This window comes from Kerstersia gyiorum, from assembly GCF_048595715.1.
Lineage (GTDB): Bacteria > Pseudomonadota > Gammaproteobacteria > Burkholderiales > Burkholderiaceae_B > Kerstersia > Kerstersia gyiorum.
This window is the reverse complement of record NZ_CP169556.1, coordinates 2,215,751-2,239,857: the sequence shown is the minus strand read 5'-3', so window position 1 is coordinate 2,239,857 and position 24,107 is coordinate 2,215,751. Positions and strand designations below refer to the sequence as shown.

21 protein-coding genes are annotated in these 24,107 nt (G+C 62.5%); 10 read left to right on the top strand and 11 right to left on the bottom strand.

The features are described from left to right. Positions 1 to 33: 33 nt before the first annotated feature. Together wecB and ACEW7X_RS09945 are read right to left on the bottom strand one after the other, a co-directional pair. On the bottom strand, positions 34 to 1,170 hold the full coding sequence (wecB, locus tag ACEW7X_RS09950; protein WP_257740627.1) for a non-hydrolyzing UDP-N-acetylglucosamine 2-epimerase: 1,137 nt from the start codon (positions 1,168 to 1,170) through the stop codon (positions 34 to 36). Between the two features lie 662 nt (positions 1,171 to 1,832). Further along, positions 1,833 to 2,786, bottom strand: coding sequence for a DMT family transporter (locus tag ACEW7X_RS09945; protein WP_420177926.1), 954 nt, complete (start codon positions 2,784 to 2,786; stop codon positions 1,833 to 1,835). A gap of 338 nt (positions 2,787 to 3,124) precedes the next feature. Between ACEW7X_RS09945 and ACEW7X_RS09940 the strand changes: the two genes are divergently transcribed. The 3 genes from ACEW7X_RS09940 to ACEW7X_RS09930 all read left to right on the top strand — a co-directional run bounded on the left by ACEW7X_RS09940 (position 3,125) and on the right by ACEW7X_RS09930 (position 6,112). Next, the gene (locus tag ACEW7X_RS09940) at positions 3,125 to 3,862 is read left to right on the top strand and encodes a beta-ketoacyl-ACP reductase (RefSeq protein ID WP_420177153.1); all 738 of its coding nucleotides are present in this window, start codon (positions 3,125 to 3,127) and stop codon (positions 3,860 to 3,862) included. A 12-nt stretch (positions 3,863 to 3,874) separates the two neighbouring features. Further along, the gene (locus tag ACEW7X_RS09935; protein WP_083969543.1) at positions 3,875 to 4,858 is read left to right on the top strand and encodes a phosphate acetyltransferase; all 984 of its coding nucleotides are present in this window, start codon (positions 3,875 to 3,877) and stop codon (positions 4,856 to 4,858) included. A gap of 66 nt (positions 4,859 to 4,924) precedes the next feature. Next, positions 4,925 to 6,112: an acetate/propionate family kinase gene (locus ACEW7X_RS09930; protein ID WP_068369910.1), complete on the top strand. Its 1,188-nt coding sequence runs from the start codon at positions 4,925 to 4,927 to the stop codon at positions 6,110 to 6,112. A gap of 135 nt (positions 6,113 to 6,247) precedes the next feature. Here ACEW7X_RS09930 and ACEW7X_RS09925 read toward each other — a convergent pair whose 3' ends face one another. From ACEW7X_RS09925 to ACEW7X_RS09895, 7 genes are all read right to left on the bottom strand, one after another. Beyond that, positions 6,248 to 7,528, bottom strand: a complete 1,281-nt coding sequence (locus ACEW7X_RS09925) for an MFS transporter (RefSeq protein WP_420177152.1) — start codon at positions 7,526 to 7,528, stop codon at positions 6,248 to 6,250. A gap of 47 nt (positions 7,529 to 7,575) precedes the next feature. Further along, entirely contained in the window at positions 7,576 to 8,049 is a 474-nt protein-coding gene (locus tag ACEW7X_RS09920; RefSeq protein WP_127774506.1) for a hypothetical protein, read from the bottom strand. Positions 8,050 to 8,488: 439 nt separating this feature from the next. Further along, on the bottom strand, positions 8,489 to 9,316 hold the full coding sequence (gene panC, locus ACEW7X_RS09915; RefSeq protein WP_130487440.1) for a pantoate--beta-alanine ligase: 828 nt from the start codon (positions 9,314 to 9,316) through the stop codon (positions 8,489 to 8,491). 8 nt (positions 9,317 to 9,324) lie between these two features. After that, complete coding sequence (gene panB, locus ACEW7X_RS09910; protein WP_068369901.1) at positions 9,325 to 10,182, bottom strand: 3-methyl-2-oxobutanoate hydroxymethyltransferase; 858 nt, start codon at positions 10,180 to 10,182, stop codon at positions 9,325 to 9,327. A gap of 82 nt (positions 10,183 to 10,264) precedes the next feature. Further along, the gene (gene panD / locus ACEW7X_RS09905; RefSeq protein WP_068369898.1) at positions 10,265 to 10,675 is read right to left on the bottom strand and encodes an aspartate 1-decarboxylase; all 411 of its coding nucleotides are present in this window, start codon (positions 10,673 to 10,675) and stop codon (positions 10,265 to 10,267) included. Between the two features lie 141 nt (positions 10,676 to 10,816). Further along, positions 10,817 to 11,497 carry a response regulator gene (locus ACEW7X_RS09900; protein ID WP_083969542.1) on the bottom strand — a complete coding sequence of 227 codons (681 nt, stop codon included), beginning with the start codon at positions 11,495 to 11,497 and terminating at the stop codon, positions 10,817 to 10,819. Further along, on the bottom strand, positions 11,497 to 12,942 hold the full coding sequence (locus ACEW7X_RS09895) for a cache domain-containing protein (protein ID WP_068369895.1): 1,446 nt from the start codon (positions 12,940 to 12,942) through the stop codon (positions 11,497 to 11,499). Before ACEW7X_RS09895 ends, ACEW7X_RS09900 begins: the two co-directional genes overlap by 1 nt. A 188-nt stretch (positions 12,943 to 13,130) precedes the next feature. Here ACEW7X_RS09895 and ACEW7X_RS09890 point away from each other — a divergent pair, with 188 nt between their 5' ends. After that, positions 13,131 to 15,227, top strand: coding sequence for a carbon starvation CstA family protein (locus tag ACEW7X_RS09890; protein ID WP_130487442.1), 2,097 nt, complete (start codon positions 13,131 to 13,133; stop codon positions 15,225 to 15,227). Between the two features lie 8 nt (positions 15,228 to 15,235). Then, the gene (locus ACEW7X_RS09885; RefSeq protein ID WP_068370100.1) at positions 15,236 to 15,460 is read left to right on the top strand and encodes a YbdD/YjiX family protein; all 225 of its coding nucleotides are present in this window, start codon (positions 15,236 to 15,238) and stop codon (positions 15,458 to 15,460) included. Positions 15,461 to 15,635: 175 nt separating this feature from the next. Here the strand turns inward: ACEW7X_RS09885 and ACEW7X_RS09880 are convergent, their stop codons facing one another. Next, positions 15,636 to 15,899: a hypothetical protein gene (locus ACEW7X_RS09880; RefSeq protein WP_253602284.1), complete on the bottom strand. Its 264-nt coding sequence runs from the start codon at positions 15,897 to 15,899 to the stop codon at positions 15,636 to 15,638. Positions 15,900 to 16,031: 132 nt separating this feature from the next. Between ACEW7X_RS09880 and ACEW7X_RS09875 the strand changes: the two genes are divergently transcribed. The 3 genes from ACEW7X_RS09875 to ACEW7X_RS09865 all read left to right on the top strand — a co-directional run bounded on the left by ACEW7X_RS09875 (position 16,032) and on the right by ACEW7X_RS09865 (position 19,233). Next, a complete protein-coding gene (locus ACEW7X_RS09875) occupies positions 16,032 to 16,640 on the top strand; it encodes a DUF2239 family protein (RefSeq protein WP_127774503.1) in 609 nt (202 codons plus the stop codon). A gap of 110 nt (positions 16,641 to 16,750) precedes the next feature. Then, entirely contained in the window at positions 16,751 to 17,212 is a 462-nt protein-coding gene (locus tag ACEW7X_RS09870; RefSeq protein WP_068369889.1) for a MarR family winged helix-turn-helix transcriptional regulator, read from the top strand. A gap of 89 nt (positions 17,213 to 17,301) precedes the next feature. Beyond that, the gene (locus ACEW7X_RS09865; RefSeq protein ID WP_420177925.1) at positions 17,302 to 19,233 is read left to right on the top strand and encodes an FUSC family protein; all 1,932 of its coding nucleotides are present in this window, start codon (positions 17,302 to 17,304) and stop codon (positions 19,231 to 19,233) included. Here ACEW7X_RS09865 and ACEW7X_RS09860 read toward each other — a convergent pair. Then, positions 19,226 to 19,675, bottom strand: a complete 450-nt coding sequence (locus ACEW7X_RS09860; protein ID WP_068370094.1) for a MarR family winged helix-turn-helix transcriptional regulator — start codon at positions 19,673 to 19,675, stop codon at positions 19,226 to 19,228. The two genes, ACEW7X_RS09865 and ACEW7X_RS09860, sit on opposite strands and share 8 nt — an antisense overlap. A gap of 328 nt (positions 19,676 to 20,003) precedes the next feature. On the opposite strand from ACEW7X_RS09860, the gene ACEW7X_RS09855 reads away from it, so the two are divergent. Both ACEW7X_RS09855 and ACEW7X_RS09850 read left to right on the top strand, forming a co-directional pair. Continuing rightward, a complete protein-coding gene (locus ACEW7X_RS09855) occupies positions 20,004 to 22,340 on the top strand; it encodes a thiamine pyrophosphate-dependent enzyme (RefSeq protein ID WP_420177151.1) in 2,337 nt (778 codons plus the stop codon). A gap of 105 nt (positions 22,341 to 22,445) precedes the next feature. Further along, complete coding sequence (locus ACEW7X_RS09850) at positions 22,446 to 23,978, top strand: indolepyruvate oxidoreductase subunit beta family protein (RefSeq protein ID WP_420177150.1); 1,533 nt, start codon at positions 22,446 to 22,448, stop codon at positions 23,976 to 23,978. Positions 23,979 to 24,107 lie beyond the last annotated feature (129 nt).

Sequence of the window (24,107 nt, the reverse complement as noted above, 5' to 3'; positions counted from 1 at the left end):
GGATCAGCTCTCGATTCAAAGGCCTGGCAACGCTCAGGGATGTGTCTGGCTATACCAGCGGATCAGGGCATCGGCGATTCGATGTGCTGCGAGCCCGTCGCCATAAGGATTGAGCTTGTTCCCGGCCTGGGCACGCGCACTGGCGCTGTCAAGCAGGCGCCGGGTTTCGTGCTCGATACGAGCCGCATCGGTGCCAACAAGCGTGACTGTGCCGGCTTGTACCGCTTCCGGGCGTTCGGTAGTGTCGCGCATAACCAGAACCGGCTTGCCAAGGGATGGCGCCTCTTCCTGAATGCCACCCGAATCGGTCAGGATCACATCTGCACGATCCATGAGGTAGACAAAGGGGAAATAGTCCTGTGGCTCAATCAGGTAAATATTGGGAATGCCGTCCAGCAGCCGGTGAACCGGGCCAAGAACATTTGGATTGAGGTGCACGGGATAAAGAATGTCTGCGTTTGGATGGGCGCAGGCAATATTTCGCAATGCTTCGCAAATACGCTCGAAACCCGCTCCGAAATTTTCCCTGCGGTGGGCTGTGACGAGCACCAGCTGGCGTTCCGGCTTGAGAAAGTGATATTTCTCGACAAATTGCTGGAGCATGCCCGGATCAGCTTTTATCTTGTTGCGGGCAATGAGTAGAGAATCAATGACTGTATTGCCTGTTACGAAAATACGCGATGCTGGCACATTTTCCGCAAGGAGGTTGTCGGCTGCTTCCTGGGTGGGGGCGAAGTGCAATGTGGCAAGGGCACCAACGGCTCGCCGGTTGCCTTCTTCCGGCCAGGGAGACGACAGATTGCCGGTACGCAAGCCGGCTTCCACGTGACCAATAGGAATTTGACGATGGAATGCAGCCAGTGCTGCAGCCAGCGTGGTGGACGTGTCTCCATGGACCAGCAGCATGTCTGGCTTGTCCGTTTCAAGAATGGCGTCCAGGTGCGTCAGAATTTGTGCCGTTAATTCCGAAAGAGAAAATGTTTTACGTTGTACTGCCAGATCGTAATCGGGGTGGATGTTGAATACATCAAGAACACTTTGCAGCATTTCGCGGTGCTGGCTAGTAATGCATACCAGGCCCTGCAATTCTTTTCTGCATTGGATTTCTTTTACCACCGAAGCCATTTTTATTGCTTCAGGACGCGTGCCAAAAACGGAGACGATTTTCATTGATTGACTTTTTATCAACGCAGTTCTATGGCTTGCTTTATTTGCATTGCCTGAATGATGCAAGGGAGTGCTGGCAGGGGAGTTCGTCCTGCGCCCACCTGGGTACAGGTCCACCTGCAGATCTCAAACCTATGATTATAAGGTCTATCCGTAGGCACGGGGGTTCTGGGTGGTAAAAAACATTTTCAGTGAATCCTGAATGCGAATTGTTTTTAATGATTTGGTTTTTGTCTGATGTGTTGGGTGGCAAAGCGAGCATAGCGAAGTTGTTCAGTATTTTTTGATATTTGGTTGTCAGGATAATGGTGCTTCACCGAAGCAATATGGGACAAGGTGCTGGTACGGAAGTTCATTGGGGCAGATTCGAATAAAAGAGATTCTGCAAAAAATAATGAACATTTCCCGGAGTTAATTGGCATGTATTGCCCTCGGTCGATAAATCGGAGGGGCTAACGTGATGGAGGTAATTCAATCTCATGCCATTTCTATCAGTCAGGAGATTGATAGGCAATAACCATTAATAGGGATTTAATGGTAGTGCATGGCAACGGCGCACCAAACCGAATGGGCGTGGCATCTATGGATGCATCCATACACCGGGAGCAGTTGCATGCTCTCTCGTGTGCAGATCGACAGCAGGGGAGAGTGCTTGCCGCAGGATTCTATGAGTTTGATTCTGTCTGCGGCCTGCGCATGAGTTGTTTGCGAGCGCTATACCATTCCAATATCCCGATCGCAATTCCGCTGCTGCAAATAATCCCTATTCCAACCCAGGACCATGCATCCGGCATATGGCGGTAGATGATCCAGCCCCAGGCACAGGCGCCCAGGATGTGGGCGTAGTTGAAGGGGGCGAGGACCGAGGCCGGGGCGCTGCGGTAGGCCTGGATTTGCAGCAGGTGTCCGAGCGCGCCGAAGACGCCCGTGGCCAGCAGCGGCAACCAGTAGAAGAGCGGCGCATCCCAGAGCGGCTGCCAGGCATCCTGGAAGAAGAACAGCGTCAGTGTCAGTGCGATGGTGCCGAATAGGCCGCTCCAGATCAGGGAGGTCAAGGCGTGGTCGTTGGCGAGGCGGCGCGTGACGATGAACTGGCCCGCCAGGAAACAGGCGGTCAGGATGCCATACAGGACGCCGATGGGGTCCAGGCCGCTGCCCGGGCGGACGATGAACAGCACGCCGATGAAGCCCGCCAGCGCCGCGATCCAGCGCGAGCGCTTGGGCGGTTCGCGCAGCAGCCAGGGGGCCACGCCGAGCATGATGAGCGGTGCGAGGAAGATGATCGCCGTGGCTTCCGCCTGCGGCAGGTAGCGCAGCGTGGTGAAGGCACAGAGGGTGGTGAGCAGCATCAGCAGGCCGCGCACCAGCTGCGGTACAGGCTGGGAAGAACGCATGACTGTCAGGCCCTGCTTGGGCAGTACCAGCGCCAGAACCAGCACGACATGGATGAGGTACCTGACCCAGGCTGTCAGCAGTACCGGCATGCCTGCCAGCATCAGCCATTTGCTGCTGGCGTCCAGTGTGCTCAGCGTTGCCGTGGAGGCAACTAGAAGCAGGATGCCGGAAAGATAACGGGTGGCGGGCAGGCTGGTATTGAAGGGGGCGGAGACAGGTTTCATGGCATCGGTTTTTTTTATTGTCTTCAAGATACCGTATTCCTGCCGGGCGTTGGGTATTCAAGGATGCGATGTGTCGGGACGGGGCGGATGAGTTATTAGTCGAAACTGAAATAACTTGAAATCGCTTGCACAGAATTCGCGCGGGAATAAGCGCTTTTCTTGTGCAGCGCCTTGCTCTACGTCAATATCGCCGCAGTGCGCCATGTTTTTTTAAGACAACCTTGGTACCATCCAGAATATTCTGAAGTAAGGCAATTTCTCGACTGGCGCTGGTTTTGCCGGTTGTTCCCGGTGCCGTGGACCCACCATGGCGCCGTTAAAAAACGTAGAGGGAAGCTATGACGCAAAAAGTTGCATTGGTTACCGGTGGTATGGGCGGCATTGGAACGGCGATCTGCCGCAAATTGGCCGATGCAGGTTTCAAGGTCATTGCCGGGGCGAGCCTGTCGCGTGATCCCACGGCCTGGCTGGAAGAGCAAAAGGCGGATGGTTATGAATTCCAGGCCATGCTGAGCGATGTGTCCGACTGGGAGAGCACTCAGGCGGCGGTCGCCAAGGCCGTGCAGACGGTCGGCCCGATCGACGTGCTGGTCAACAATGCAGGGATCACCCGTGATGGCGTGTTTCGCAAGATGTCGCTTGAAAACTGGCGTGCCGTTATCGACACCAACCTGAATAGCCTGTTCAATGTGACCAAGCAGGTGATCGAGGGGATGGTCGAGCGCAAGTGGGGGCGTGTGATCAATATCAGTTCGGTCAATGGCCAGAAGGGGCAGTTCGGCCAGGTGAACTATTCGGCTGCCAAGGCCGGTATTCATGGCTTTACCATGGCGCTGGCCCAGGAAGTGGCAGCCAAGGGGGTGACGGTCAATACTGTTTCGCCGGGCTATATCGCGACGGAAATGGTGCGTGCCGTTCCTGAGGAAGCATTGCAAAAGATCGTGGCCGGCATTCCGGTGCGCCGCCTGGGCGAGCCGGTGGAAATTGCCTCTATCGTGGCCTGGCTGGCTTCCGATGAAGCGGGTTTTGCCACTGGCGGGGATTTCTCCGTCAACGGCGGCCTGCATATGATGTGATGCGAGCCTGACATGACACAGCAACAGGTGGCCGGCCATCCGGCAGGCAATACTCAGTCCAGCTCCCAGGGCGGGGCTCATTACGAAGCCCTGATTGCCAAGGCCAAGAGCCTGAAGGCTCAAGTGTGCGCCGTGGCGCATCCTTGTGATGAGGTTTCGCTGTCGGGGGCGTTGGAAGCCGGCCGCCTGGGCCTGATGCAGCCGCTGCTGGTGGGCCCCGAGGCCCGTATCCGCAGCGTTGCCGAACAGGCCGGGCTGGATTTGAACGGGGTGGAGATCATCGACACCCCGCACAGCCATGCGTCGGCGGAAGTCGCGGTCCAGCAGGTGCGCTGCGGCCGCGCCGCGCTGCTGATGAAGGGCAGCCTGCATACCGACGAGCTGATGAGCGCCGTGGTGGCTCGGGAAACCGGCCTGCGCACCGGGCGCCGCATCAGTCATGTGTTCGTGATGGAAGTGCCGTCCTATACCTATCCGCTCTTCATTACGGACGCGGCCATCAACATCAACCCCGATCTCGAGGCCAAGGCCGATATCGTGCGCAATGTGATAGACCTGCATATCGGCTTGGGTCTGGGCGAGCCGCGCGTGGCGATCCTGTCAGCCGTGGAGCAGGTCACGCCGCAGATTCCGAACACGATCGTTGCTGCGGCCTTGTGCAAGATGGCCGATCGCGGGCAGATCGCGGGTGGGGTGCTGGATGGCCCGCTGGCGCTGGATAATGCCATCGACATGGATGCGGCGAGGATCAAGGGGATCAAATCCCCGGTTGCAGGCCGCGCCCAAGTGCTGGTGGTGCCGGATCTCGAAGCCGGGAACATGCTGGCGAAGAACCTGATTTTCCTGTCTGGCGCCAGTTCCGCCGGGGTGGTAGTAGGCGCCCGCGTGCCTATTATTCTGACGAGCCGGGCCGAGCATATGCGTGCCCGACTGGCTTCGTGCGCGGTCAGTGCCATTTACGCCAATTACCTGCTGCGTCAGCGGCCAGTAGTCTGAGCGTGTGCCAGCCATCGCTAAGCGGCATATTCAGTCAACGTAGTACACCGAGGTTTGCAGCCCGTCATGGACGATACGATTCTGGTAGTCAACGCTGGTAGTTCCAGCTTCAAGTTCCGGCTTTACGGTGTGCCCGCCACGCAGGACCCTGCGGCACTGGAACCGTTGCTGGATGGCCAGGTGTCGGGCATAGGCGGGCGGCAGCCGCATTTCAAGGTCAAGGCGGCTGACGGGCAGCGGCTGGCTGATCAGTTGCTGACGCCGGAGGCGGCGCGCGACATAGGCGCAGCGCAGGAGCTGCTGAGTAACTGGCTGGCGGATCGTCTCGATAATCCGCCGGTGGCCATCGGCCATCGCGTTGTGCATGGCGGGCCGGATTTTACCGAGCCGGTGCGGGTGGATGCCGAGGTGCTGCAGCAATTGCATGCCCTGGTGCCGCTGGCGCCGTTGCATCAGCCTTCGGCGCTGGAAGCCATTGAGGTGATACGCCGGATTGCTCCCGATATGGCCCAGGTGGCGTGTTTCGATACGGCGTTCCATCGCACGCACTCGGGCGTTGCAGACCGCTATGCCATCCCTGAAGCCATGTTCGAGCAAGGGGTGCGCCGCTATGGATTTCATGGGCTGTCCTACGAGTTTATCCAGCGGCGCATGCGTGAAATCGCGCCTGCCCTCGCAGCGGGCAGGCTGATCGTGGCTCATCTGGGCTCGGGTTCGTCGGCCTGCGCCATGAAGGACGGCCTGAGCGTGGACAGCACCATGGGTTTTACCGCGCTGGACGGTCTGCCGATGTCGACCCGGCCGGGGCGGCTGGATGCCGGCGTCGTGCTCTGGATGATGGAACGCGGCATGACGCCCGAACAGGTCCAGCGCGTGCTTTACAAGGAAAGCGGCATGCTGGGGCTATCGGGCATCAGCGCCGATATGCGCGAGATTGCCGCCAGCGATACCGACGCCGCCCGGCGTGCACGCGAATACTTTGCCTGGCGTACGGCCGAAGGCATTGCCGGCCTGTGCGTCGCGATTGGCGGGCTGGATGCGCTGGTGTTCACGGCAGGGGTCGGTGAAAACGATGCCGCTGCACGGGCGTTGATCTGCGAGCGGCTGGATTGGCTGGGCGTGCGGTTGGACGCCACCCGCAACCAGGGGTGCGCAACCCTGATTTCGGCTGAGGACAGCCGGGTTGCCGTGTATGTGGTGCCGACCAATGAAGAACTGGTGATTGCCGAACATACCCTGGCCTTGCTGCGTTGAACGAGCTGGCTATTCGCGTGTGGGCCTTGAAGGCAGGCCCAGCGTATTGAGGGAAAAACCGGGATGCAGTGTATCTGCTGCATCCCGGTTTTTTTGTGGTCAGGACAAATGCCTGGCCGGCCATCGGGCCAAGGTTCAGGCCTGGTGGGGTTGGGGGGGAGTGGGGCGGGAGCCTCGGGCGATCGCGGCGGCCAGCATGGCCGAACAGCACATGGACGCGCCAGCGGCAAGCCAGGGGCCCTGCAGCTTACCGGCATCCATCATGACGCCGAAAATCAGCGGGCCGAGCGCGGCGCCGACATCCATGCCGGAATACACCAGGCCGTAGACGGCGCCGACCGACCCCTTGGGCGTGACGCGGCGGATCAGCATGTCGCGCGATGGGCCTGCGATGCCGGAGAAAAATCCTGCCAGCGCGATGGCAGCCAGGACTGCCTGCGAAGGAATCCAGTTCAAGGCCACCAGGACGAGCATCAGGCCGGACAGGACCAGCGCTGCGCCGATGACGAGTTCATTGCGTGCGCTGGCCCGCGCCATGAAGCCACCGGCCAGCATGCCCAGCGCCGAAGCGACCATATAGCCTGACAGGGCCGAGCTGGCCACGATGGCGGTCAGGTGATGGACGTTCTCGAGGATGGGAATGGTGTAGTTCTGGACCGACGAGAAGGCCAGTGAACTGGTGGCGAAAAAGGCGAAGGCAGCCCATAGCACGGGGTTGCGCAGCAGGGACATCAGGCTGGCAGGGACGGCCGCGGCATGGCCGGGCTGGGCAGTTGCCGCCAGGGCGGCCTGTTTGCGCCGCGTTATGCTGTCGCCGAGGTGGTCTCGCCCCAGCAGGCACAGCAGCAGGACGACACCCGCCAGCAGCCCGGCGCACAGCGCAGCGCTGCGCCATCCGGCCATGACGCTGATCGTGCTCAGGAAGACCGGCGCCAGCGCCCAGCCCAGGCTGCCGGTCAGCAGGTGCAGGCTGAAGGCATGCCCCAGCCTGGAGGGGTGGATGCGCTGGTTGATGATGGCGTAATCCACCGGGTGGAACACGGAATTGCCCAGTCCTGCGATCAGCGACGCCAGGATCAGGACCGTGTAGTTGGGGGCTGCGCTGATCAGCAGGCCTGCAGTCATGAAGCTGCCCAGGCCGAACCAGAGTACGCTGCGCGCGCCGATACGATCGACGATGAAGCCCGAAGATGCCTGCCCGACGCCGGAGGCCACGAAGAATAGCGAGACCAGCAGGCCAAGCTGGGCGTAATCCAGGCCGAAAGCCAGGCCCAGCGAGGTATACAGCGTTGGAATGACGAGCTGGAAGAAATGCGAAGTGGCATGGGCGATGCCCACCAGCGTAATGGTGTGCCAATCGCGATTCGCGGGCGGTTGCTCGTTTTCGGGCAGGGTGGAGGATGCCGTGCGGCTCATACGGGGCTCTGTGGCCTGGGAACAGAAAAAGAGTCAGTCCAGGCAGATCAGGCCTGGTGTGACGGCAGCGAACGCCATTGCGCGTGCATGGACCAGCGGCGCGCCAGTTCATCGCGCAGCAGGGCGGCGTTGTCCGGGGTCAAGGCCAGCCGGGAGTTCAGGTGCGAGCCGTCGCGCATTTGCATGGCGATGCCGTAGCTGGTGAACTGCTTGGTCCGGTTGGGCAGGCCGACGCGGCCGACATAAAGGCCGCCGGCCAGGGCCAGCGCGAAGATGAACGCATAAACGACCGGGCCGCCATTGCTCAGTATGATGCCGATACTGGTGCCAAAGGAGATGCTGATCGCGATGAAGGCGACCGTACCCAGCAGCCAGCCGCCCATGCGTTGTTCCGTTACCTTGGCATTGGGGTGGAATGCAATGCTGGAAATCTGTTCGCGGGGGTACACCTGGCCGTCAAGAGTCAGGGCGTCGTCCTGCAGGCCGTAGGCGGAAGAGGTGTCGGAAGTTTGCATGCTCATGGAGGGGAGATCCTGAATCCGGAAATGCACAGGTGCGAAAATGCACAGGGAAAAACGAAAACTGCCGCGCAAAATGGCATGATCCGCCGTGCTCGGGCCAGGCCAGAGGCTGCGCTGGCAGCCAGCAGAGCGCTGGCCGGAATATCGGGCAGGCAGATGACGGAGCACCATCAAACGGTATCATTCGCAAGTGTAGCTTGAGTCTGCTGAAGCTGCGCTGAAGCTGCGCTGAAGCCCCTGTTGCGCTGTGTATGTCTGGGCGGACGTTGGCGGGCGTGTGCCGGAAGCACGGTTGCGGCAGAGGCACTGCACAAGCGGGCCGCCTGTGCCAAAGCGTCATGTTTCGGGGCGGGGGGCGAGCAGGAAGGCTGCCGGCAAAGATGCTGCCTGGCAGCGCCGAGCACCCCTGTTCGCGGGGGCTCGGCGCTGAACGTCAGGCTCAGAGCTCGAGGTTGTCGATCAGGCGGGTATTGCCCAGCCGGGCCGCGCCCAGAGCAACCAGGCGGGACTCGTCGGGCGTCGGCAATTGCAGGGTATCGGCCTGGCGCAGGGTCAGGTAGTCGGGTTTCCAGCCCTGGCTGGCAAGTTGGGCCCGGGCTTCACTTTCCATGGCGGCCAGGTCGCGGCGGCCTTGATGCCAGGCATCTGCCAGGGCTTGCAGGGCGGCATGCAATTGCGGCGCGGCCTGACGTTCGGCATCGCCGAGATAGCCATTGCGTGAAGACAGCGCCAGGCCGTCGGCCGCGCGTTCGGTGGCGCCTGCCACGATTTCCACCGGCAGTGCAAACTGGCGCGCCATGGCGCGTATGACCTGCAACTGCTGGTAGTCTTTCTTGCCGAATACCGCATAGGCGGGCTGCACGCAACAGAACAGCTTCATGACGACCGTGCAGACGCCGGTGAAGAATCCGGGCCGGAATTCGCCTTCGAGGATATCCGCAATGGCCGGATCTGGCTGCACCTTGAAGGTCTGTGGTGCTGGATAGAGATCGCCTTCACGCGGTGCGAACAGGATGTCGCAGCCATTCTGGCGCAGTTTTTCGCAATCGGCTTCCCAGGTACGTGGGTAGCTGTCGAAATCCTCGTGCGGCAGGAACTGCAGCCGGTTGACGAAGATGCTGGCCACCGTGGTATCGCCCAATGTGGCGGCCTGGCGCACGAGCGAGAGGTGCCCGTCGTGCAGGTTGCCCATGGTTGGAACGAAAGCCGGGCGCTGGCTGTCGGCCAGCGCGGTACGCAGTTCAGCGGGGGTATGTACGATTTTCATGATGTGCGTCACCAGGCGTGGAGGCTGTCATCCGGATATTGGCCGGACTTGACGGCAGCGACATAGGCGGCCATGGCGCCTGCGATGCCGCCTTCATGGTTGCCATCTGCCAGGAAGTTGCGCACGAAGCGGGGTAACCTGCCGGTGGTGGCGCCCAACATATCATGCACGACCAGTACCTGGCCGTCGGTGCCGCTGCCTGCACCGATCCCTATGGTGGCGCAGTGGGCCAGCGCAGCGGTCACCTGGCGAGCCAGTGCCGCTGGTACCATTTCCAGCACGACCATGGCCGCGCCGGCCTGTTCCAGCGCGATCGCGTCGTTGAGCAGCTTTTGCGCGGCAGCGTCTTCCCGGCCCTGCAGACGGTAGCCGCCCAGCACATGAACAGTCTGTGGCGTCAGGCCCAGGTGGGCACAGACGGGCACACCGCGCTCAACCAGGAAAGCGACCATTTCCGCCGTCCAGCCGCCACCTTCGAGCTTGATCATTTGGGCGCCGGCCTGAATCAGCCGCAGCGCGCTGGCAAGTGCCTGCTCGCGCGACAGGTGATAGCTGCCGAAAGGCAGGTCGGTCAGCAGCCAGGCGCTGCCGCCGCCGTGGCGCAGGCCCCGGGAGACGGATTCCGTGTGGTAGACCATGGTGTCCAGGCTGACCGGTGTGGTGCTGGTCAGGCCCTGGCATACCATGCCAAGCGAATCACCTACCAGCAGGCAATCCATGCCGGCGCGGTCGGCCAGCAGGCCGAACGTCGCGTCATAGGCGGTCAGCATGGCGATTTTTTCGCCACGCGCACGTTGTGCGGCCAGGCTGGCCAGAGTAACGGCGGGGCGCTGGGCCGCAGCGCCAGGTTGGGGTGTGCTGCTCAAGTCTTCTCCGGGTAAGTCTTTTAGTTATGGGTAGGCGCTGCGCATGGCGCAGGCAATGGACAGTTCTGCCCGGCGTAGGGAATCAGTCCGCACCGCCGTTTGCGAGGCCGCCGTCTTCCTGCAGCGGGACGTGGTCACGGGCGGCGACGGCACGGTTGGCCGCGTCGACGAAGACCAGTTGCGGCTTGTAGCCGGCGGCCAGTTCTTCTTCGCTGACCTGTGCAAAGGCGGCAATGATGACGAGGTCGCCGGTGGATGCCTTGCGGGCGGCCGAACCGTTGAGAGAAATGATGCCGCTGCCGCGCTTGCCGCGGATGGCATAGGTAATAAGGCGTTCGCCGTTATTGATGTTCCAGATGTGGACTTGCTCGTTTTCGAGGATGCCGGAGGCGTCCAGCAAGTCTTCGTCTATGGCGCAGGACCCTTCGTAGTGCAATTCGCAGTCAGTGACTGTGGCACGATGGATCTTGGATTTCAGCAGGGTGCGGTACATGGCTGTCTTGCGTATTTATTCTGGTGGTTCGGGCGGCGCATGGCGGCGCCGACTGGGCCGCACCGCGCCAGGGCGGGGTGCCCATGAATCGCATTATCGCGGAATTAGGCGTACAGATGCGATTTTTGCCCGGCAATGCTGCTAGAGCCGGTCCTTGTGCTCAACGGCATATTTGATCAGCTCGGCCTGGCCGTCGATCTGCAGCTTGCGGCGGATGTTCAGGCGGTGGCTTTCCACTGTCCGCACCGACAGGTCCAGTTCCCTGGCGATCTGCTTGCTGGAACTGCCGCTGCCTATGAGCGCCAGGATCTGCTTTTCGCGTTGTGTCAGCAGTGGTTCCGGCCCGTAGGGCTGGCTGCGGGCGAGCTGCGCCATCACCGACGCGCTGAAGTAGGGTTGGCCGTTCATGACGGCGCCCAGCGCTTGGACCAGTTCCTGCGACGGGCCGTCCTTGAGCAGATATCCGCGCGCGCCCGCACGCAGGGCGCGGGTGATGTATTCGGTGTTGTCGTGCATGGACAGCACCAGCGTGGCGATCTGCGGCCAGCGTTCATGGATGGCGGCGATCAGGGCCAGGCCGTCCGGGCCGCGCATGTTCAGGTCTGTCAGCACCAGGTCGGGCAAGCCGGCGCCGTCCGCCTGGCCTGACAGTTGGGCCAGCAGGGCCAGGGCCTGGTCGTGCCCGGCCGCTTCGCCGACGATTTCCAGTTCCGGATGGGCGCTCAGGCACAGCCGGATGCCGTCGCGCACCAGTTCATGGTCATCGACCAGCATGATTCGTATGGGAGCAAGCATGGCCTGGGGAGGTAGGTTGGGCTGCATCAGGAAAGTGCGCGGGTAGTGCTGGCTGCGGCGCGGGCTTCAGGCAGCGGAATTTTTGCGAGCACGGTGGTGCCGTGGCCGCCAGCTGAAATATACAGGCTGCCTCCCAGTGTTTCCAGGCGTTCGCGCATGCTGCGCAGGCCCAGCCCGCGCATGGGGTCGCTGTGCACGCTTTCCAGGTCGAAGCCTTGCCCGTCATCGGCGATATACAGGGAGATGTCGCTGGTGTTGTAGCTCAGGATGACCCGCACACTGTGGGCCCGGGCATGGCGCAGCACGTTGACCAGGGCTTCCTGGGCGATGCGAAACAGCGTGGTGGCATGGGTGTCGGGCAAAGGACGGGCTGTGCCGTGGCTGCTGAATTCCGCGCATATCGGCAGTCCCTCGGCCGTGGCGTCGGCGTCGGGCAGTTCCTGCACCAGGTGGCGCAATGCGGCATCCAGGCCCAGGTCGTCCAGCAGGGTGGGACGCAGATTATGGGAAATACGCCGCACTTCCGCCAGTGTGGTATTCAGGCGTTCCTGGGCTTGCTGCAGGGTGTCGTCGAGGTTGCCGCGTGGCGCCTGGCAGATGCTGGCGTGGCGGCCCAGCGCATGACGTGCGCTCTCCAGTATCAGCTTGACCGAAACCAGCAGTTGACTGATGCCGTCGTGCAGTTCGCGTGCCAGGCGGGCGCGTTCTTCCTCTTGCGAGTGCACGACCTGGCGCGCCATGCGTTGCAGTTTGGCATCCGATTGCCTTTGGTCGCTGATATTGAGCGCCAGGCCGCAGAGCATGACGAGCGCCACGCCCAGCAGGGCGATGCCGGCAATGCGGATCTGGGTGGTGTGGATATTGTTGAGCGCCGTCTCGTCGATGCGCGCCAGCGTGGCGTCTATGTCGTCCAGGTATAGGCCGGTGCCCATCATCCAGCCCCAGGGGGCGACCTCCACGACATAACCCAGCTTTTCGGTCGTCTGGCGGGCCGAGGGCTTTTCCCAATAATAGGGCAGCGCTTCGCCTTGGGCACCGCTGCGCCTGGCGGCGGCCAGCAGGCGTTGGAGGGTGGGTTCGCCCCGGGGGTCGCGCAGCTCCCACAGAGAACGGCCGACGAGCTCGGGCTGGCGCGGGTGCATGAGGTTCACCCCCTGCTGGTCGTAGACGTAGAAATACCCGTCAGGCCCGAAATCCAGCCGGTGCAGCAAGGCCAGTGCCTGGCGTTGCAGCGCATCGGTATCGGCACCATCCTGGCCAGTGGCTGCCACCAGTGGGGCAATGGCGCTCTGGGCGATACGCACGTAGTGGCGCAATTCGCTGATGCGCCCCTGCATCCAGGCCTGGCGTATGGCTTCCTTTTCCTTGTCGGCCAGGGCGAGTCCCTGGTGCAGCGTGAAAGCGGAGATCGCGGCCATGGCGACGAGGAAGGGCAGGATGGCCAGCAGCAGGATTTTCAGGCGGAGTTTCATGGACTGATGGTTTTCCCCTGCGTGGTACTACGGACGCGGATTCAGTAGCTCCACGCTTGTACGCCTGCGGGCAAACCGAAATACTAACGGGGCCCGGCGCTATATCTAATTCTACTTAAATGATGCCCGAGTGCGGAGCATGACCGAACGCCGGTCCGGCGTGCCCGAACCACAGGAGGAGAGAGCTTATGCATGCCCAGCAGCAGAATGGATGGGCGCAAGGAATCGTCTGGATCGTGATTGCAGTGCTGGGGGCGTTCGCGCTTGGCACCGTGGCACTGACCCGAGGCGAAACCGTCAATGCGCTATGGATCGTGGTCGCGGCAGTCTGCGTCTACCTGATCGCCTACCGTTATTACAGCCGTTTCATCGCGCGCAATGTGTTCCGCCTGGACGCCACGCGCATGACGCCGGCCTGGAAACACAATGATGGCCTGGACTATGTTCCGACCAATAAGCATATTCTGTTCGGCCACCACTTCGCTGCAATCGCCGGCGCCGGGCCGCTGGTCGGGCCGGTGCTGGCCGCGCAGATGGGCTATCTGCCTGGCATGCTGTGGCTGCTGGCTGGCGTAGTCTTTGCCGGCGCGGTGCAGGATTTCATTGTGCTGTTCATTTCCACCCGCCGCGACGGCCGCTCGCTGGGCGACCTCATCAAGGGCGAGCTGGGCCAGGTGCCGGGCGTGATCGCACTGTTCGGCGCCTTCATGATTATGGTGATCATTCTGGCCGTGCTGGCGCTGATCGTTGTCAAGGCGCTGACGCACTCCCCCTGGGGGACGTTCACGGTGGCGGCCACCATTCCCATCGCGTTGTTCATGGGTGTGTATTTGCGCTATATCCGGCCCGGACGCATCGGCGAGATTTCCATCATCGGCTTTGTGCTGCTGATGGCCGCCATTATTTTTGGCCAGGATGTTGCCGCCAGTGCCGAATGGGCGCCGGTGTTTGATCTGGACGGCCCGCAACTGACCTGGGCGCTGATTATTTACGGCTTTATTGCGGCGGTGCTGCCGGTATGGCTGCTGCTGGCGCCGCGTGATTACCTGTCCACCTTCCTGAAAATCGGGACGATCATCGGGCTGGCGCTGGGCATCCTGATTGTCGCGCCTGAGTTGAAGATGCCCGCGACCACGCGCTTCATCGACGGTACCGGCCCGGTCTGGTCAGGTGACCTCTTCCCCTTCCTGTTCATTACGATCGCCTGCGGCGCAGTCTCTGGCTTCCATGCGCTGATTTCTTCGGGAACCACGCCCAAGCTGATCGAAAACGAAACCCAGGCGCGCTACATCGGCTACGGCGGCATGTTGATGGAGTCCTTCGTCGCCATCATGGCGCTGGTGGCAGCGTGCGTCATCGAGCCGGGCATCTACTATGCCATGAATAGCCCGGCCGCCCTGATAGGCACGACGCCTGAGCAGGCCGCTCAGGTGGTATCGAGCTGGGGCTTTCTCATCACGCCGGACCAGCTGACGCAGATGGCGGCCAATGTGGGCGAGGGCACCATTATTTCCCGCGCCGGGGGAGCGCCGACGCTGGCAGTCGGCATGGCCTACATCCTGCAGCAGCTGATAGGCGGCCAAGCCATGATGGCGTTCTGGTATCACTTCGCCATTCTGTTCGAAGCGTTGTTCATCCTGACGGCAGTCGATGCCGGCACGCGGGCAGGCCGCTTCATGCTGCAGGACTTGCTGGGCACTTTCGCGCCCAGCCTGCGCCGCACGGAGTCGCTGCCTGCCAACTTGCTGGCGACGGCGCTGTGCGTGGCGGCCTGGGGCTACTTCCTGTACCAGGGCGTGGTGGATCCGCTGGGTGGCATCAATACCTTGTGGCCGCTGTTCGGTATTGCCAACCAGATGCTTGCGGCAGTGGCGCTGATGCTGGGCACGGTGGTGCTCTTCAAGATGAAGCGCGACCGCTATGCATGGGTGACTATTCTGCCGACCATCTGGTTGCTGGCTTGCACCCTGACGGCTGGCTTTGAGAAGATCTTCCATAGCAATCCGAAGATCGGTTTCGTGGCCCACGCCAAGGTGTATGCGCAGGCGCTGGCGGAAGACAAGGTGCTGGCACCGGCCAAATCCCTGTCTGAAATGAGCCGCGTCATCTTCAATGACTACGTTAATGCCACGCTGTGCGGCATCTTTATCTTCGTTGTGGTCAGCATCCTGGTGTTCGGTATCCGTTCGGTGCTGCTGGCGCGCCGCCAATCGCAGCCGACTGCCAACGAAACGCCATACGAGCCGCTGCCGCCCGAAGCCGCCGTGGCAGTGGGAGCGCACTGATGGCCCGCATGAACCTGGCCGGACGCTTTTCCGGGGCGGCTAGCGCCGCCGGAGAGGCGGGCCGTTACCTGGGGCGCACCTTGCGCCTCATGGTAGGGGTGCCGGATTACGACACCTACGTGGCGCATATGCGCCGCGTGCACCCGGACCAGGAACCCATGAGCTATGAGGCGTTTTTCAAGGAACGTCAGGAGGCGCGTTACGGAGGCAAGGGCCGGATAGGCTGCTGCTGATACTGCTCGCTTGTATTGCCCAGGCAGGCCCGCGATGATCGCGGGCCTGTATTTTTCAGGGAGACGGTAGGATTGGTCACTACCGTGGCGGCGCGGCGGAGCAGAGGTCGGGAGAGGGCGCTTACCCGGGTGTTATTGGTGATTTAATTTTATCCGGGTAATATTTGGCTGGTGGTCAGTGCGAGTTGTCGCAGGCGACGGTCCACGCATGGGCAGGGACGAGTGGCCCCTGATCAATCCTAAAGAGTACGTAATGAATAAATTTGAGTTTCGCCTGTCGACTGGACAGGATCTGCCGCGTGTCATGGAGATCTGGCGCAGCGCCGTCGATGCCACGCATGATTTTCTTGCCCCGGCCGATAGGGCGGCGATCGAGGCAGAGTTGCTGGCGTTCCTGCCACAGGTCAGCCTCTTGCTGGCAGCTGGATGCTGCGGGCATGCCTCAGGGCTTCATGTTTCTGCACGATGGCCATCTGGAAGCGCTATTCATCGAACCGGGCCAGCACGGCCGGGGGATGGGCAAGGGCGCTATCGCGGCGTCCGTGCCGCGTCACAATAAATAGAGGTACCCATGATGAATCCATCCATTTCCAATTCCTACAGCAGTTTCGAGGGATATCGGCGCATCGCCACCGGGTCATTGCAGACCAATGCCCTGGCGGTCAAGCGGGCCCGCGAAAGCGGGGCGGCCGGCCCCATCCTGATCTTTGACGATACGACCGGTCGCTCCATGGATGTCGATACCCGTGGCGCGGATGATGCGGTGTTGGCGCGCCTGGCGGCCGTTGCGCCGGTCGCAGACCCATCCGCCAGCCCAGGCGAGACGGAGGATGCGGCCGGGCCCAGGGGCAGGGGGCGCCCCAGGCTGGGCGTGATTGCGCGTGAAGTGACATTGCTGCCCCGTCACTGGGAATGGCTGGCCGGGCAACCTGGCGGCGCTTCGGTGGCATTGCGCAAGCTGGTGGAAGAAGCGCGGCGGTCCGGCGGCGAAAAAGACAGGGCGCGCAGGGCGCAAGAGCGGACCTATCACTTCATGCTCGCCATCGCGGGCGATCTGCCCGGATTCGAAGAAGTGACTCGGGCGCTTTTTGCCAACGATTTCGACAAGTTTCGGGGTTTGCTTGCCGCCTGGCCCGGCGATGTCAGGGATCATGCCTTGCAACTGGCATCGGTGGGATAGCTGCAAATGCGGGGGCCGGGGCGGGCCAGGTGTGTGCCCCGGCCGGGGTTTCTCAAGGTATGGGCTTGGCTATATAATTGGCATTCAAATTATTTTAATCAAAAGATAATATGCCCTATCAGGAAACCCCACGCCAGCGTTTCGGCTGTCTGTTCGTCGGCGTAGCGCGGCGCTGGCGTGCCGCGCTGGACGCCAGCCTGGCGGAAGTGGGCCTGTCTGACGCGACCTGGAGCCCGTTGGTGCATATCGGCCGCAGCGGCGGGGGCATCAGCCAGAAGGATCTGGCCGCCAGGGTGGGAATAGATACTTCCACCCTGGTGCGCTTGCTGGACATCCTGTCCGCCAAGGGCTTGATCGAGCGCCGCCAGGACCCGGCAGACCGGCGCGCCAATCTGCTGTATCTGACGCCAGAAGGGCAATCCATGCTGGCGCGCATCCAGCAGGTGCTGGATGTGGCGGAAACCCGCATGCTGGCGGATTGGGATGATGAGACCATGCAGCAGTTGACCGACAGGCTGGAGCAGCTGGACCAGCGCCTGCGGGCCGGGCGCACGCAGGAGGAACCGGCATGAACCTGGCGGAACGCTTGGATACCTGGGGGTTCGACCGTGCACGGCTGGGGTTCACGTTGCGTACGGCAATCGCTGCCTGCTGCGCTGTGGTGCTGGCCTGGCTGGCGGGCTTCGAGCATCCTCAATGGTCAGGCATGACGGTCTGGGCAGCATCGCAGCCCATGCGTGGGCAACTGCTGGAGAAAAGCGTATTCCGTGTGCAGGGCACGATCCTGGGCGCTTTGTTTGGCACAGGTCTGCTGGCTGCTGCGCAGGGGCAGGCCTGGGTGCTGGTGCTGGGCCTGTCGGTGTGGATAGGCCTGTGCGCCTGGGCTGGCAATGTGATGCGTGGCTTCGCTTCCTATGGCGCCATGTTGGCCGGCTATTCGGCGGCGATGGTGGCGCTGTTGCATAGCCAGCAGGCCGACAACCCGTTTGCGGTGGGCCTGGACCGCCTGTTGACCGTCTTGCTGGGGGTACTGGTTGCGCTGGCGCTGGGCTGGTTTTTTGCACGTCAAAGCAACTACAGGCATTTGGCGCAGCAGGCACGCCAGCAAGGCAGAGAAGTCTTGGAACTGCTGTGCCAGGCGCTGGTGCCTGGCAAGGGAGCGGATTTCCGGCGCAGCCAGCAATTGCTGGCAGATATGGCTGCCGCAGAGGAAGCACTGGACGGCCAGGGGGCCGGTTCGCTCAAGGCGCGGGCTGCTGTCCGTGCTCTGCGGCGCCAGCTGGCTGCTCAGGTGTCCCTGCTGCTGTGGATGCGGCGCTTGCCGCAGGCATCGGAAACCGCCGCATTTGGGCAGGCCTTGCAGGATGCGGCGGCGGTGTTGGCCAGCGGCGGCTCGGCCCGGCAGGCTGGCGTGGCCTTGGCGCGCGCCGCCGGGCTGGCGCACTCGCGCGCATTGCAGGAAGCGCTGGAAAGCATGGCTCAGGCGTGCCGGCGTTATGACCAGGTGGAAACAGACACCGTCGCCCGGCGTGGCGTGGCTGCCATGCAATTGGCTACGCGTTGGCCCGGCCGCGTGCGCCAGCGAGCAGCAGTCAGGCAGGCCGGGATGCGGCAGAATGAAGTCGCCTTGCACCGCGATTGGCGCGGTGGCCGTGAGGCCGGGGCGAGGGCGGCGCTGGCCATTCTGTTTGCCGGGGCCGTTTGGCAGTGGACCGAGTGGGAGGCCGGCCCATTCATGCTGCTGGGCGTGGCCATCATGACCACCATTTTTTCCACGGCAGACAATCCGGTGCGTTTGCTGCGCATGGTTGTTCTGGGGCAGTCGCTGGGCGTCCTGGGGGCGCTGGCCTGCCGCTGGCTGGTCTGGCCGCAGATGGACAGTGCCGCGGGGTTGGTATTTTCAATGCTGCCCTTCGTGCTGCTGGGCGGCTTGTTCATGGGGCATCGGCGCGGTGCCGGCCCGCTGGGTTTTGATTTCAGCATGGTATTCCTGCTGTTATTGCAGCCGGACTGGCCTTTGCCGGTTTCGGACGCGGCCAGCCTGCTGCATTCCTTGCAGACGGCGCTGGCGGTGGTGCTGGGGCCTTTGCTGGGCCTGCTGGCCTTTGCCCTGGTGTTCCCGGTGGACAGCGCCCGCCGCATGCGTGCCTTGAGTGCGGCCATGATGCAGGAGTTGCAGAAGATGGCGGCGCGGCGCGGGGTATCGCGGCGGCGCAACGGCTGGCGCATCCGCCTGAGCCATCGGGTGCTGGCGCTGGTGCGTTGGGCTGATAAGTCCGGGCGTAGCCGGGATGAAGTCATCCAGGAAGGTTATGCTGCCATGCTGCTGGGCGCATCCATCCTGCATATGGATGAAGTGCTCTTGACGCCGGGCCAGACGCCGGTGGCGGCACGGCGCCTGGCTGCAACCCTGATCCGCCTGCAACGCCTGGAGGATGCGCCTGTTCGTGCGGCGCAGGCCTTGCACCGCTGCGCGGCCAGCCTGGCAGGGGCGCCAGGTGTGGATGTCCGCTTGCTGGGCGACGCCGCGCAGGCGCTGGAACAGTCATTGGCGCGGCGGCCGGCAGGCAGAGGGCCGCGGCGTCCTAAATAGGTTCGCGGTACTCTGCGATGACGCGCCGCAGCGTGGCTTTCAGGGCCTCGCTGTCCAGCGGCGCCAGGCGTGCCAGCACCTCTTCTTCATGGCGCTTGGCCTGCACTGCCAGGTCGGCAATCAGCGCCTGGCCAGTGTCGGTGATGCGCACCAGCGTGATGCGCCGGTCGGATTCATGGGCGATGCGGCGCAAATGCCCCAGTGTTTCCAGGCGGTCCAGCAGGCGCGTCACAGTGGGCTGTTTGGTCAGCGTGACTTGCGCCAGATTGCCTATGCTGATTTCCCCGGCACCCAGCAGGGTGGAAAGAATCCGCCATTCCGTGACAGAAAGATTGTGGCGCCGGACGACTTCGTGGAATTCGGTCGAGATCAACTGACTGGCCTGCGCCAGCAGGGCGGGCAGGTAGTCGTCTATGAACGTGGGCGTGGGTTCTGCAGGCATATTCTTTGTTTGATGGATGCCGCGTCGCATCCATGTCATTGCGCTGGCACGACTATAACTGTTTCCATGTGGCCTGCGCTTGACCCCCGGCGGGCATGACCAGGAACGGTAGTTCGCCGTGCCTGGGGTTTTCCTGCGCCCGGCCTGTTGCCACAGACACTTCTGTCCCGCCGTCAGCCAGTCCTGGCGCGGCTTCCCCGGAAAAATGAAGGATTTCCCTTAGCAGGGCGTCTAGGGAAAACCATGATTTTAAATTAGTTCATAAATAAATATATTCACATGGAATTAATTGCAAATGCATGTGTGAATAGCGCACAGGGGAACTGACATGGCGGAAAGGTCATTTGTCGAAGAAGTCAAGAAACTGCGTCTGGGCGAAGGCGAGGTGTTCAGCGGGGAAGGGATTCTGGCAGTCACCAAGGCCTTGCTGGAATCCGGCGTTTCCTATGTGGCGGGCTACCAGGGCGCGCCCATTTCGCACCTGATGGACGTGCTGGCGGATGCCCAGGACATTCTGCAGGAAAACGGCATCCGTTTCGAGAACAGCGCGAGCGAGGCCACGGCGGCCGCGACGCTGGCAGCTTCGGTCAATTACCCGCTGCGCGGCGCTGTTACGTTCAAGGCGACGGTGGGCACCAATGTGGCGTCGGACGCGCTGGCCAATCTGGCATCCGGTGGCGTGAAGGGCGGCGCGCTGGTGATCGTCGGGGAAGATTACGGCGAAGGCTCTTCCATCATGCAGGAGCGCAGCCATGCATTCGCGATGAAGTCGCAGATGTGGCTGCTGGACCCGCGCCCCAGTCTTCCCTGTATTGTGCAAGCGGTGAAAGACGGGTTCGACCTGTCCGAAGCCAGCAATACGCCGGTGATGCTGCAATTGCGCATCCGGGCCTGTCACGTGCACGGCCAGTTCGTGGCGTCGGATAACAAACGCGCCACGTTTACCCTCAAGGAAGCGCTGGAGAATCCGGAGCGTGACGTCAGCCGCATCGTGCTGCCGCCGGCCAGCTTCCTGCACGAACAGGAAAAAATCCGCGACCGCTGGCCCAATGCCGTGCGCTTCATCCAGGAGCGCGGGCTCAATGAGTTCATTGCCGATGGCAAGGACGAGCTCGGCATCATCGTGCCCGGCGGCGATTACAACACTGCCATTCGCGCCCTGGAAAAGCTGGGCCTGGCAGATGTCTACGGCCAGACCGAAATCCCGCTGTACGTCATGAATGTGGTGTATCCGGTCGTGGACGAGGAAGTGCTGCGTTTCTGCAAGAGCAAGCGCGCTGTGCTGCTGCTCGAACAGGGCCAGCCCAATTTCCTTGAGCAGAACATGGCAACCATCCTGCGCCAGGACGGCTGTAACACGGCCTTGCATGGTAAAGATATGTTGCCCATGTCCGGCGAGTACAACACCGCCACCATGGTAAAGGGCATGCGCACGTTCTTCGAGCGCTATGACCGCATCGAGGCGCAGCCGGTGCAGCGCAAAATCATTCCGCTGGTGGCGCAACAGGTGTCGCGTGAGCGTCCGGCCCCTGGCGGTCAGGGTGGGGGAACGGCGGTTGCAGAGCGCACGGAATTGGCGGTCGAGGAAGACCTGTCGGAAAGCCGCGCTGCAGTGGCCGCCAGCGTGGCCATTGCCCAGGCGGCCGCTGGCAGCCAGCAGGGCCAGGGCGCATCCAGCGCCACCGGACTGGCGCCGGAGACCGATACCCTGGACCAGCACGTGCATGCGCGTCCGCCCGGCTTCTGTACCGGGTGCCCCGAACGCCCCATCTTCACTGCAATGAAGCTGGTCGAGCGCGAACTGGGGCCGCACCACGTCAGCGCAGATATCGGCTGCCACCTGTTTTCCATCCTGCCGCCTTTCAACCTGGGTAATACCACCATGGGCTACGGCCTGGGCGGCGCAGGCGCGGCGGCGCTCAATACCCAGGCGGGCAAGCGTGCCATTTCCGTTATGGGCGATGGCGGCTTCTGGCACAACGGCCTGGTTAGCGGTATTGCCAATGCGGTGTTCAATCGCAGCGATAACCTGACCATTGTGATCGACAACAGCTACACCTCGGCCACGGGCGGCCAGGACATCCTGTCGTCCAAGGCGCTCAATGCCACGCGCAGCACCGGCCATGAAATCGAAAAAGCCGTGCGCGGGGTCGGGGGCGAATGGGTACGCACTGTCAAGCGTACCTATGACCTGAAGACCATGACTGCGACGCTGCGCGAAGCGCTGACGACCAGTGAAAAAGGCCCCAAGGTGCTGGTGGCCCAGAGCGAGTGCATGCTGAACCTGCAGCGCCGCGAAAAGCCCAAGGTGCGCAAGGCGATCGCCGCTGGCGAGCGGGTGGTGCGCGAGCGTTTCGGCGTTGATCCCGACACCTGCACGGGTGACCACTCCTGCATCCGCTTGTCGGGCTGCCCGTCGCTGAGCATTCGTCCCAACCCCGATCCGCTGCGTACCGACCCCGTCGCGCGTGTCATGGACAGCTGCGTGGGCTGCGGGCTGTGTGGCGAAGTGTCGCACGCCGCCGTGCTGTGCCCGTCGTTCTACCGCGCGCAGATCATCACCAACCCGACGCGCTGGGACAAGTTCCGCCAGAAGCTGCGCGAAGGCGTGATCGGCTGGTTGCAGCGCCGCGATGCGCAGCGCCGCGCCCGCCTGGCGTTCTGAGGCAGGCAAGGAGCCGGGCAGGTGCCAGAGGCGCCGCCCGGTGCGAGAGGGACAAGGTAATAGAGGCCGTCCGGCGTGCAGCCGGAAGCACCGCAGGATAAGAAAATGAAGACAAACGTACAACCGATCAAAATCGCCATTCTCGCCATGGGCGGCGAGGGCGGTGGCGTGCTGGCAGACTGGATCGTCAGCCTGGGCGAGCACAACGGCTATATTGCGCAGACGACTTCGGTGCCTGGCGTGGCGCAGCGTACCGGCGCTACGATCTACTACGTCGAACTGTTTCCCGAGGAAGAGGCGAAAAAGAACGGCAAGGAGCCGGTTCTGGCGCTGATGCCCATGCCGGGGGATGTGGATGTCGTGCTTGCCTCCGAACTGATGGAAGCCGGTCGTGCGGTGCAGCGCGGCCTGGTGACGCCGGAGCGCACGACCCTGCTGGCATCTACCCACCGGGTGTATTCCATTGCAGAAAAATCTGCCATGGGCGATGGCCGGGTCGATAACGAGGCGCTGATCCGCCACGCGACACGGGCATCGCGCCGCTTCATCCATTTCAATATGGAGCAGGCTGCCGAGGAAACCGGCAGCGTTATCAGTGCCGTGCTGTTCGGCGCGCTGGCGTCGGCGGGTGTGCTGCCGTTCACTCGTGAACAGTTCGAAGCCACCATTGAGCGTGGTGGCGTGGGCGTCAAGCCCAGCCTGCGCGCATTCGGCTATGCCTTTGACCGCGTCGGCAAAACGCAATCCGACGCAGCCGGCCAGGCCGCAGCCGATGGTGCCCAGGCCAGTGCTGCACCGCGTCCGGCCATGGAACCCAAGGACCCGGTACTCAAGCAGCTGCTGGCGCGGCTGGAGCATGAGATTCCTGCCGCCGCGCGCGACCTGGCGCTGGAGGGCGTGCGTCGCATGGTGGACTATCAGGATGCTGCCTATGCCGGGCTCTACCTGGACCGCCTGGTGCGCGTGCGCGATGCTGCGCGGCAGGATGATGCCGTGTTGTTGCGTGAAACGGCCCGCTACCTGGCACTGTGGATGTCCTACGAGGATGCGATCCGGGTGGCGGAACTGAAAACGCGTGACACCCGCTTCCAGCGCGTGCGCGGCGAGGTTCGTGCCAAGGAAGAGCAGATTCTGGCGATCCAGGAGTTCATGCATCCCCGCGTCGAGGAAATCAGTGAAATTCTGCCTGTGGCGGCGGTGGGGCGCTGGCTGATGCGGCCTACTTGGGGCAATTGGCTGGTGCGTCGCTTCACGCGCCAGGGGCGCATCATGCGTACCAGTTCGCTGCGGGGCTACCTGCCGCTCTACCTGCTGTCCGGCTTCAAGCGCTGGCGCCGCAATACCTTGCGCTACGCCACCGAGCAGCAGCGTATCGAGGAATGGCTGGCGCACGTGATCGCTTTCGCGCCCGCGCATCCGGCGCTGGCCTTGGAAGTGGTGCAATGCCAGCGCCTGGTGAAGGGCTATGGCGACACCCACGTGCGCGGCTGGAAGAATTTCCAGACCTTGATGGGCGCGGTAGCGAACAAGCGCGAAAACCTGGCGCCGGACACTTTGCGCAGCCTGCGCGAAGCGGCACTGGCGGATGAGCACGGTCGAGAACTGAATGTCGCCTTGCAACGTTTTGCACTGGCCTGAGACAGGAGTTTCAGGCGGATACAGCGCATTGTTCCAGATCAAGTATTTGTTCTTCTGAATTGTTTACCTATCAAGTAATTAAGGTAGAATGACCAACACCGCACAGACATTGCAAAAGCAGGGCGCGTG